General features: G+C 42.2%; 11 protein-coding genes, 1 pseudogene and 2 riboswitches. Of the genes and pseudogenes, 1 reads left to right on the top strand and 11 read right to left on the bottom strand.

Annotated elements, in window-relative coordinates:
• Position 1: 1 nt before the first annotated feature.
• From purC to AAHT65_RS10355, 11 genes are all read right to left on the bottom strand, one after another.
• The gene (purC, locus tag AAHT65_RS10405) at positions 2-718 is read right to left on the bottom strand and encodes a phosphoribosylaminoimidazolesuccinocarboxamide synthase (protein WP_061573244.1); all 717 of its coding nucleotides are present in this window, start codon (positions 716-718) and stop codon (positions 2-4) included.
• Positions 719-791: 73 nt separating this feature from the next.
• Entirely contained in the window at positions 792-2,087 is a 1,296-nt protein-coding gene (purB, locus tag AAHT65_RS10400) for an adenylosuccinate lyase (RefSeq protein WP_063638971.1), read from the bottom strand.
• Positions 2,084-3,226: a 5-(carboxyamino)imidazole ribonucleotide synthase gene (gene purK / locus AAHT65_RS10395; RefSeq protein ID WP_063638972.1), complete on the bottom strand. Its 1,143-nt coding sequence runs from the start codon at positions 3,224-3,226 to the stop codon at positions 2,084-2,086. Before purK ends, purB begins: the two co-directional genes overlap by 4 nt.
• Positions 3,219-3,707 carry a 5-(carboxyamino)imidazole ribonucleotide mutase gene (gene purE / locus AAHT65_RS10390; RefSeq protein ID WP_010787827.1) on the bottom strand — a complete coding sequence of 163 codons (489 nt, stop codon included), beginning with the start codon at positions 3,705-3,707 and terminating at the stop codon, positions 3,219-3,221. The genes purK and purE overlap by 8 nt, the downstream gene beginning before the upstream one ends.
• A 133-nt stretch (positions 3,708-3,840) precedes the next feature.
• Positions 3,841-3,942, bottom strand: a riboswitch (purine riboswitch).
• Positions 3,943-4,020: 78 nt separating this feature from the next.
• Complete coding sequence (locus AAHT65_RS10385; RefSeq protein ID WP_003328476.1) at positions 4,021-4,218, bottom strand: NETI motif-containing protein; 198 nt, start codon at positions 4,216-4,218, stop codon at positions 4,021-4,023.
• Complete coding sequence (locus tag AAHT65_RS10380; RefSeq protein WP_035175013.1) at positions 4,218-4,772, bottom strand: DUF2179 domain-containing protein; 555 nt, start codon at positions 4,770-4,772, stop codon at positions 4,218-4,220. Before AAHT65_RS10380 ends, AAHT65_RS10385 begins: the two co-directional genes overlap by 1 nt.
• Positions 4,773-4,968: 196 nt before the next feature.
• On the bottom strand, positions 4,969-5,142 hold the full coding sequence (locus tag AAHT65_RS10375) for a Fur-regulated basic protein FbpA (protein WP_003328478.1): 174 nt from the start codon (positions 5,140-5,142) through the stop codon (positions 4,969-4,971).
• Between the two features lie 163 nt (positions 5,143-5,305).
• Positions 5,306-6,082, bottom strand: coding sequence for a hypothetical protein (locus AAHT65_RS10370; RefSeq protein WP_343311461.1), 777 nt, complete (start codon positions 6,080-6,082; stop codon positions 5,306-5,308).
• Positions 6,083-6,308: 226 nt separating this feature from the next.
• Positions 6,309-7,631 carry a hypoxanthine/guanine permease PbuG gene (gene pbuG, locus AAHT65_RS10365; RefSeq protein ID WP_106046208.1) on the bottom strand — a complete coding sequence of 441 codons (1,323 nt, stop codon included), beginning with the start codon at positions 7,629-7,631 and terminating at the stop codon, positions 6,309-6,311.
• A gap of 135 nt (positions 7,632-7,766) precedes the next feature.
• A riboswitch (purine riboswitch) is annotated at positions 7,767-7,868 on the bottom strand.
• Positions 7,869-8,021: 153 nt separating this feature from the next.
• Positions 8,022-9,482, bottom strand: coding sequence for a DUF4179 domain-containing protein (locus AAHT65_RS10360; protein ID WP_343311460.1), 1,461 nt, complete (start codon positions 9,480-9,482; stop codon positions 8,022-8,024).
• The gene (locus AAHT65_RS10355) at positions 9,464-9,997 is read right to left on the bottom strand and encodes a sigma-70 family RNA polymerase sigma factor (RefSeq protein ID WP_106273282.1); all 534 of its coding nucleotides are present in this window, start codon (positions 9,995-9,997) and stop codon (positions 9,464-9,466) included. The genes AAHT65_RS10360 and AAHT65_RS10355 overlap by 19 nt, the downstream gene beginning before the upstream one ends.
• Before the next feature lie 145 nt (positions 9,998-10,142).
• On the opposite strand from AAHT65_RS10355, the pseudogene AAHT65_RS10350 reads away from it, so the two are divergent.
• Positions 10,143-10,339: pseudogene (locus AAHT65_RS10350) on the top strand (site-specific integrase); the annotation flags it as partial.
• Positions 10,340-10,394: the final 55 nt, after the last annotated feature.

Raw genomic sequence — 10,394 nt, 5'->3', positions numbered from 1 at the left:
ATTAAATGCCTCCCAGTCTTTTGAAAATTTCTTCGTATGCGTCGGTTAAGCCGCCTAAATTGCGTCTGAATACGTCTTTGTCGAGCTTTTCGTTCGTGTCTTTATCCCACAGGCGGCACGTGTCAGGAGAAATCTCATCCGCAAGCAGCACTTGTCCTTCTGTGTCCAAGCCGAATTCAAGCTTAAAATCTATTAATCTGACATTACAATCGTTGAAAATGACTTGAAGTTCTTTGTTTACCGTTTTTGTAATGGACTTGATCTTTTCCACCTGTTCAGGAGTCGCGGCTTTTAACAGCCAAATATGATCTTCTGTAATGAGCGGATCACCCAGCGCGTCATCCTTGTAGTAAAACTCGATAATCGGCTGTTCTAGCTCCGTTCCTTCTGGAATGCCGAGACGTTTGGACATGCTTCCTGCCACTACATTTCTCACCACAACTTCAAGCGGCACAATGGTCACCTTTTGAATGAGCTGTTCGGTTTCGGAAATGCGCTCCACAAAATGATTATTGATGCCCTTGTCGTGGAGATATTTGAAAATCAGGCTGGAAATCTCATTATTCAAACGGCCTTTCCCGCTGATTTCAGCCTTTTTTTCACCGTTAAATGCAGTAGCGGAGTCTTTATAAACCACGTATAGCGTGTTTTCATCATCCGTTTTGTAAATTCTTTTCGCTTTTCCTTCGTATAAAAGTTCGTTTTTCACAATATTCACAGAAGGCCTCCTAACCCGAATGTTGGGAATTTTCAATCTAAGGCGGCAGAGAAGAAGCCGCCCACGGCTTCTTTTATGCTAAACCTAAACGGTCAAAGATCAGGTCTACATTTTTCAAGTGGTAATTGTAATCAAAGCAATCTTCAATTTTTTCCGGAGAAAGACGGGATGTGATTTTCTCTTCCGCTTCTACAAGCTGGCGGAATGGAACTTGTTTCTCCCACGCTTCCATCGCTTTCGGCTGAACAGTGTCATACGCTTCTTCACGGGTAAGACCTGTGTCGATCAAAGCAAGCAGTACACGCTGAGAATAGATCAGGCCAAGCGTACGGTCCATGTTGCGCTTCATATTCTCAGGGAATACCGTCAAGTTCTTCACGATATTGGCGAAACGGTTAAGCATGTAGTTCAATGCAATCGTCGCATCAGGAAGAATGATTCGTTCAGCTGATGAATGAGAAATGTCACGCTCATGCCATAACGGAACGTTTTCATAAGCCGTCAGCATGTAGCCGCGGATCACACGTGCCATTCCCGTCATGTTTTCTGATCCGATCGGATTCCGTTTATGCGGCATCGCTGAGGAACCTTTTTGCCCTTTTGCGAAAAATTCTTCTACTTCGCGTGTTTCACTTTTTTGCAAGCCGCGGATTTCAACAGCGAATTTCTCAATGCTTGTCGCAACAAGTGCAAGTGCAGCCATATAATCGGCATGGCGGTCGCGCTGAAGCGTCTGAGTTGAAATAGGGGCTGCTTTTAACCCAAGTTTTTCACAAACATATTGTTCAACAAACGGGTCAATGTTCGCATATGTGCCGACAGCGCCGGAAATCTTCCCAACCTCGATGCCTTCTTTGGCTTGCTTGAATCGCTCTAAGTTGCGTTTCATTTCTTCATACCAAAGCGCAAGCTTCAGGCCAAATGTTGTAGGCTCAGCGTGTACGCCGTGTGTGCGCCCCATCATAACCGTATATTTATGTTCTTTCGCTTTTTCTTTTATAATGTCAACAAATCTCTCAATGTCCTTGAGCAAAATGTCGTTTGCCTGTTTTAATACGTAAGAAAGAGCCGTATCTACTACGTCAGTTGATGTTAATCCGTAATGCACCCATTTTCTTTCTTCGCCAAGCGATTCAGAAACCGCGCGTGTGAAAGCAACGACGTCATGGCGTGTATCCTGTTCGATTTCAAAGATGCGGTTGATGTCAAAAGATGCGTTTTCGCGCATGACTTTTACATCCTCTTTCGGTATCACGCCAAGCTCTGCCCACGCTTCACAGGCGAGAATTTCAACCTCCAGCCAAGCTTGGAATCTGTTTTCGTCCGTCCAAATCGCGGACATTTCAGGTCTTGAATAACGTTCAATCATTCTGTTCGTCCTCCGTCTCTATTCATCCACTTATTTGTGATATGCTGTATCCATTTATCTTCAGGCTGCTTCAAAAAGGTGATATGACCCATCTTGCGGCCTTGTTTTATTTCGTGTTTACCGTATATATAAAGTTTAGCTTCCTTTAAAAGCGCGGGATCTTCCTCCACCAGCTTCACTTCATCACCGAGAAGGTTCACCATCATGCCGGGCTTCAAAAGCTCCGTTTTTCCAAGAGGCAAGCCGCACAACGCTCTGATATGCTGTTCAAACTGGCTGGTTTCACAAAGATCAAGCGTGTAATGGCCTGAGTTATGTGGCCGCGGAGCCAGTTCATTGATCAACAGCTCTCCGTCTTCCGCCACAAACATTTCTACAGCCAGCGGTCCGACAAGTCCGAGCTTATCCGCCAGCTGAACCGCAAGCTTTTCAGCCTGAGTCAGGATATCCGTTTCCACTCTTGCCGGAACAATGCTTTGAAACAGAATGTTGTGTTTATGAATGTTTTCCGCAGCGGGAAATGTCGTGATTTCTCCATTTACTGATCTTGTCACAATCACGGACAGCTCCATTTTAAAAGGAACCCAGCTTTCGAGAATACAAGTTCCGTTTTGCAATAGCGCGGACGCATCTTCAATTTGTGTTTTATCTTTAATGACATATTGCCCTTTGCCGTCATATCCGCCTCGGCATGTTTTCAGCACCGCAGGCAGCCCGAGCAACTGAACCGCTTCTTTCAGGTCATCCTGTGTATGGATGATCCGATACGGGGCAACTTGACAGCCGGCTGATTGAATCGCCTTTTTCTCTGTCTCCCGGTTTTGGGTAATGAGCAAAAGCTCGCTTCCCTGCGGAAGATACGCGTTCTCTTCAAGCCAGTGCAGTGCGTCGTAATCAATATTTTCAAATTCGTATGTGATCATGTCGCTGATCCCGGCCAATTTCCGAATCGCTTCTCTGTCATTGTACGGGGCGGTAATTTCTATATCAGCCACTTGGCCGCACGGCGAGTCTTTTACAGGATCAACGACCGCAACTTTGTATCCCATTTGCTTTGCTGCGACAGCCATCATTTTTCCAAGCTGGCCGCCGCCGATGATGCCGATCATGGCTCCCGGATAGATGATTTTTTTAGACAAGCTGATCACTGCTTTCCAACACTGTCTTTTTTGTGTTCTCTCTTCTTTCATCCAGCTTTCGGGCGATTGTTTCGTCAAAAGCTGACAAAATTTGCGCCGCTAACAGTCCGGCGTTAACCGCGCCCGCTTTTCCGATGGCTGTTGTCGCCACCGGCACTCCGCCCGGCATTTGAACGATAGACAGGAGTGAATCAAGCCCGTTCAGCGCTTTCGACTGAACCGGAATTCCGATAACCGGCAATGTCGTTTTTGCCGCTGTCATCCCCGGCAGGTGTGCCGCTCCGCCGGCTCCGGCAATAATCACCTTCAAGCCTCTTTCTCTTGCTCCCTCTGCGTATTCAAACATCAAGTCAGGCGTCCGGTGAGCGGAAACGACCTTTTTTTCGTATGGCACATCAAGTTCTTCAAGTATGTCGCATGCGTTTTTCATTGTCTCCCAATCGGAAGTGCTTCCCATGATGACTCCTACTAGCGGCTGCATTCTGTTCCCACCTTCTAATGCTTTTGTTTTCAGAAGAAAAAACCCGGCTTGCATTGCACTTATGAGGAAGCAACACAAACCGGGCATGGTGCGTGTATCGTCAGTCGTTCGCTTCTGCGATAGCCATGTCAGTTATTTGTTCACTTTCCTGCATAGTCCGGCAATTTACGGTCGCCGGGTAGAAACTTATGGGCCATATTCCCAAGATTATATGAGGTCGTGTTTTGATTTCATGTTTATCTTAACAACGGACTTGGATAATGTCAACGACATTATCGAACGATACTAATTTTCATTCTATTAATGTTCGGGTTTAGATCAATTTCCCTTCAAATACGATTTTTTTCCCGCATGGAATGATCTGAATTGATCCATTTTCCTTCTTTTCTGTAAAGATCGGCTCCTCCATGCGTCTGACGGGCATATATCCCTCTTCTTTCATTTGATTTAGTACGGTGTCAATCGTTTGCTGCTCGGTTACTTCAAACCGTTTCTTTTTCGGTTTTGCCATTATTCTTTGATTCTCCTCTTTTTCACTGCTTTCACCCAGAAACCGCCGTGAATTGATTTCGGTTCGTACGCGATAATAAAAGCTTTTGAATCCAGTGTTTTAATCGTATCATAAAGCTGCAGCTCATATTTTCTCGGTGTCAGGATTTGAAGCGCCGTACGGTCGCCCTCAAGCCCTCCGGCCACCCAATTTGTCACGCCGTACCCTTTCTCCCGCAGCTGTCTGGGGAGGTCAAGATCAAGCTCTTTTGTAATAACATTTACCATGATATAGCCTAGAGCGAGTTTTTCTTCTATTTTCATACCGACGATAACACCGAGACCATAGCCGAGCGCATATGCAATGACATTTTGAATTTGGTCTAAATTGTCCAGCACAAGACTGAGGCCTGTCACATAAACTAAAATTTCAATCGTACTGATCGAAGCCGCTAGATACCGCTGGCCTTTCAGCGTTAAAATCATTCTGATCGTAAAAAAAGATACATATACAATATTAATGATAAGAATAATGATAACCATGGCTATACTGTTAGACAAGATGGTTTGCATCAATTATCATCCCCCCTAAACCATTCAATTTACGCTAAAGCAATCATATTCTACTAGAGAAATAAGCCCTTTACAATGCACAGTAAAAACTCAGAGACACTAAATTTTTCGACATAAATATCCTCAGCATTAGTTTACCCTCTTTATCCCCTTTTCAAAAATAAAAAAAGCCTGCTTTGCGGCAGGTCTTACTTGCTTGTCATTGAAGCGGCTCTTTTTTCAATGTTTTCAACGACTCATATTCTTTTTCAAGTTCACTCAGCGTATAATCTCTCAGCCGCTTATCATCTTGCTGATAAAAACCGGATAACAACAGCTTCGATATTAAAAACTGCTTCTTTTGATGAATCGCTTCACGAAGTAAACGGGACATAACCATCATCCTCTCCGAAAAAATAAAAGCGCTGTCATTTATATGTCAATCCATAATAAACCGATTAATCTTATAAATCAACTATGTTTTTTAGTTTTTTTTGTAAAAAGTGTGGCGGCGAGTATACAAAAAAGCCGGCCTCATTTGGAGCCGGCTTTTCCGATTAAAGCGGAATAAGTGAAGATGTCAGGTAACCCGAGATAAACGGCCAACTTGCCGTGATAAAGATCAGCCCGACCGCCAAAGCGGCTAGTACACAATAAATAAGGTCTAATGAAACACGGTCGGCTTTTTGATGAATGCTTTGAATTAGCAGAGACACGCTGAAAAGCAAGCCAAAAAACATGAGAACCGTAAACGCTGTGGTTAAAGGAGTGATATTTACTATTGCGAAAATCATCCATAGCACCGACAGCGCCATCACAGGCACAAGCAATGATCCAAAGTCTGCCGCGATCTTCTTAAACGGCAATTTCTGTTTCATCATGTAGCGTGACACAATCCAAATGGCAATGACCATCACCGCCAGGAAAATCAGCGTATACACAAGCACCACAAAAAATCCGTCGTAAAAAGGGTGGTGAACGCCGTATCCAAGCTGCCTTCCTTTGCTGGCTGTCAGCTGAAACCAGTTGCCGATTGAGAAAATGACACTAAACAGCACCATTGAGATAACGGCATATTTAAAATGGGAAAAACCGTCCGCCACTACAGTTTTTACCGGCGATTTTAAAATAGCAGACGCAAAGCTGCCATACCGTTTGACAGCGGAACCGATCGAACCGAGCGTCTTTTTAACAGACGACGCCGGCCGCTCCTGCTTTTGTTTTTGCTTCTGCTGGCGGCTCGCTTTTCTGGAGACCCTTGACAAAACCGGCTCTTCATCTATTCCTTGATTATGATTCACTTCATCAATTGTTTCTTTTCTTTCTTCCGTCATGTTAGCAACTCCTATCAGAAAAATACGGCGGAATACCATTCAGCAAGAAAATAAAACACTTATATAAGGTACCGAAGCCTTCCTGAACAGTCAAGTCATTTCCCGCTTTTAACAGCCCGATGGCCTGACACCTATATGACGGTATATTGTATGTAATGGTTTTACCTTTTACGATCAAAAACCTAAATCAAAAACCGGCCGCTTGCCGCAGCCGGTTTCCGCTCTTTTATTTTAAGAAGACAAAGTACAGAACAAACACCACAAACAGCCCGTACATCACCGGATGAACCTCTTTTCCCTTTCCTTTGCAAATCATTGTAATAGGATAGAAAATAAATCCGATCGCGATCCCGGTCGCGATGCTGTATGTTAATGGCATCATAATCATTGTTAAGAAAGCAGGCACAGCCACTTCGAATTTATCCCACGCGATTTTGCCGAGCGGCGCAACCATCAAGGCACCAACAATAATTAATGCCGGAGCGGTTACATTCGTGGTAACGACTGATAGAAGCGGCGAGAAAAACATAGCGAGTAAAAAGAGAAACCCAGTTACAATTGCCGCAAATCCGGAACGAGCGCCCGCAGCAACACCCGAGCTTGATTCCACATAAGATGTTGTCGTAGACGTCCCGAGCACGGAGCCGATAACGATTGAAGTTGAGTCAGCTAAAAGCGCACGGCCCGCACGCGGCAATTTATTTTCCTTCATTAAACCAGCCTGTGTTGCCACAGCAACCAGTGTACCAGCCGTATCAAAAAATCCGACAAACAAGAATGTTAAAATGACGACCAACATTTGCAGAGAGAAAATATCAGGCAAGTGAATCCAAGCTTGTCCAAACGTCGGTTCAAGGCTCGGCACACTTCCCACGATTTGAGACGGAACCGGAACCAAACCGAAAATCATCCCGGCAATCGCCGTTAACAGCATCCCGATAAACACGCCAGCGTTCACGCGAAGCACCATTAAAATAACCGTTACAATGACACCGAAAATCGTTAACAAAACAGGACCGCTGTGAATGTTTCCGATTGTGACAAGGGTTGAAGGATTCGCTGCAATGATCCCTGAGCCCTGTAAGCCGACAAATGTAATAAATAGGCCAATCCCCGCTCCGACTGCCAATTTCAGCTCAGGCGGAATGGCGTTAATGATTTTTTCACGAAAACCTGTTAAAGAAAGAGCAACAAAGATAAGTCCTGAAATGAAAACACCAGACAAAGCCGCCTGCCAGGAAATCCCCATACCGAGAACAACAGAAAACGCAAAAAACGCGTTCAGCCCCATACCGGGCGCAATGGCAATCGGATATCTCGCAATCAATCCCATTAAGATACAGCCTGCTGCTGACGCCAAAGCTGTCGCCGTAAAGACCGCGCCTTGATCTATTCTCAATGCTTCCGGAAAATCTTTTACACTTTCCAAAGCAAGCGTAATCGGATTGACGAACAGGATATACGCCATGGATAAAAAGGTCGTTAATCCGCCGATGATTTCGTTGCGATAGCTGGTGCCCAGCTCATCAAACTGAAAAAACTTTTTCAAGCTATGTGACTCCCTTCACTCTTTGCTATTTATCCTGCCCTGAAATCGCCAAATAAAAAACGCCCCAATACATTTTGGGACGCTTGACTACAGACGGATTTCAGTTTGAATAAATAAACCTGTTTTATTTATATCAAACGAAAGAAATGTTTACGTAGTCAAGCCATTTACGGTAGCTTGGTAGAGACTTGCGAGCCATATTCCCGCGATTATACGAATTCATCTTATTTGATTTCTGTGTCTATTGTACCAACTTCGATTTGAAATGACAATATAAAATAACGAACATTACTTATTAAAAAAATTAGTTTATTCGTCTATTGACTAAATAGGCAACAATGATAAAAACCGTATGCATGACTACATACGGCTTTTCAACTTATGATTATTTTATCTTGGAGGCTGACTCACTTGATGCACTGGTACAGTAAACGAGAATGGCTCTAGTTGAATCAAGTCATTTAAAACGCCTTTATCAATATACAGACCGTATTCATTAAACTCAAAATGCTTTAAAGACAGCTCATCATCATAATAATCATCCAGTTCAAAAGTAGATAACATTTCTGCTGTGTCCATATTTTTCACTTTAGCTGTATTTGCTTTCAAATAATAACCTTCTTCATAATCACCCATTGGATCAGACCATGATTGCATTTTTTTCATATCACCAAGGCCAATCATTTCACCTATATTCATTAAGTCATCTTTTGACATACTTGAAGTGTCAACTCCAGTGAAGCGGTAATGAACCAATACCTTCCTCCCTTCCTGTTTAATGTTATTGATTTCAATCCCTATGTTTTGATGTTTTGTTTCTGAAAGACGAAGCGGCATCCCTGCATTTAGCGGAACGATTTCACTGCCCTCTGCCTCAGATCTGATATCTGCTATTAAAGTTAGCTTTTTCGCTTTTGGATTGATTGGTGATTTTAACTGTGTCTGTCCTTTTGCTCTTACCGTTCTCTCGGTTACTTTTTTGCGGTCTCCAAGTTCGATGTTTGACGATGTCATCTCATATGTGTTTCCTAAATCATCTTTGACTTCGTTAATTTCAACCGTATCATGCTTTGCTATGCCTTGATAATCTATTGTAAATTGAAGGACAGATCCAAGTTTCCCGTTTTCCACTTGAATATTGGAAAATTGATAACGATTATGATAAACCGATACCACTTTTGAGCTTTCTAAATAACTCGCATTCTTTTTGGTAATAGGCAGTTTAAATCTCCAATTTCCCTGTATTTCATTGATATGCGTAATAACAAAGGGCACGGTATCCCCATTTTTTATTTCAGTACCATTTGTATAAATCCTTAATTGTCCTGCGTATTGCTTGTTATTTAATTTTTTAAGCATTAAGGAATCGTAATTGATTGAAAAATTGTCGTTATAACTCGCTTCGTCCACATCATACATGATCTCTTTTTCATCAGACTGGAAGTTATCAACAGTAAAGTTATAGACAAGCTGTCCGGCATCGTAATAGGAGCTGTTTACAGAAACAGTGATTCCCCTAGACTCTGCTTTTTCATTCAAAGCTGTGACCAAATTGCTTTTAAACAATGATAGGCCAACTTTATCTTGAAAATCCTTATAAATTTGGCCGACAATGGGTATGCTTCCCATCGCTTTGTTTACAGATGGCAGAAAAAGCCCGGACGTTAAATACAGTATACATACCATAGCAGCAACAGCGATTCCATTTGTAATTGTTCGTCCCCATTTAAAACGGCGCCTTGTGTTACTTTCATTTTCAGCACGAACGACAGCTTGATGTATTGCTTTCTTTAATGCCTTCTTTGGCACTTCTATGTCATCATACAACTGCTTTACTTGGTGTTTTTCCATATTTTTTTATCCTCCTTTTCCAGCTCCTGTTTTAGTGATTTTCTTGCCCTATGTAAATGTGTTTTAATTGTGCCTTCTGCCATTCCTGTTTGGTCAGCTATCATTGAAATCGAATAATCTTGAAAATAATAGAGCTGAATTGTTAACTGAACATGTTCATCAAGTGTATCAAGCGCATTGCGCAAGTCTATATATTCTTCAATATTCCTTTGATCAGTGCCAGTGTCATGATGGCTTTCAAACGGAACCAATTCTCCCTTCTTTTTCTTCATTGCAAAAATTGAATTAATGAGTATTCGGGTGAGCCACGTTAAAAAGTACTTTGGCTCTTTTAGTTTTTCTATACCTATAAAAGCTTTATAAGCCGTTTCCTGTACAGCATCAAGTGCATCTTCTTTATTTCTCAAATAGAGATAGGCTGTTTTATATAGAGTCTCCTGATGTGCTAGCATAAGCTTTTCAAAGGCCCGAGTATTTCCTTTTCTCGCCTTTGTAATCAATCTTTCTTCCTTCACCTTATCCACCTCCTATGTTGTTAGATATAAGAACTGCCAAAACGGTTTCAAAAAGTTAACAAAAAAAAACGCCCCTTTTATAAAGGGACGTTTTTCTTAGGTATTTACTTATTCCCCACTCAATGCTTTCTAAACATTAAAAACGCTAGTGGTTCGTGACCGCTTAGGACATGAAGATATTCAAACAACTTTAGGAACTTACGGACACTTGTATCCTAATATGAATAGAGAAGTTGCAAATAGATTAACTAATATCATACAAATTAATACTGATAATAAAAACAGAGTCAGTTAATATCTAATCAATACATCCGAAGAAAACAGAATATTGAAGACCAATAAAATCATTCAAGTTACATATCCTTCATTCGGAAAAATATGTAACTTATTTTTGTTG

Source organism: Bacillus atrophaeus, from assembly GCF_039519175.1.
Lineage (GTDB): Bacteria > Bacillota > Bacilli > Bacillales > Bacillaceae > Bacillus > Bacillus atrophaeus.
This window is presented reverse-complemented; position numbering and strand designations above follow the sequence as displayed.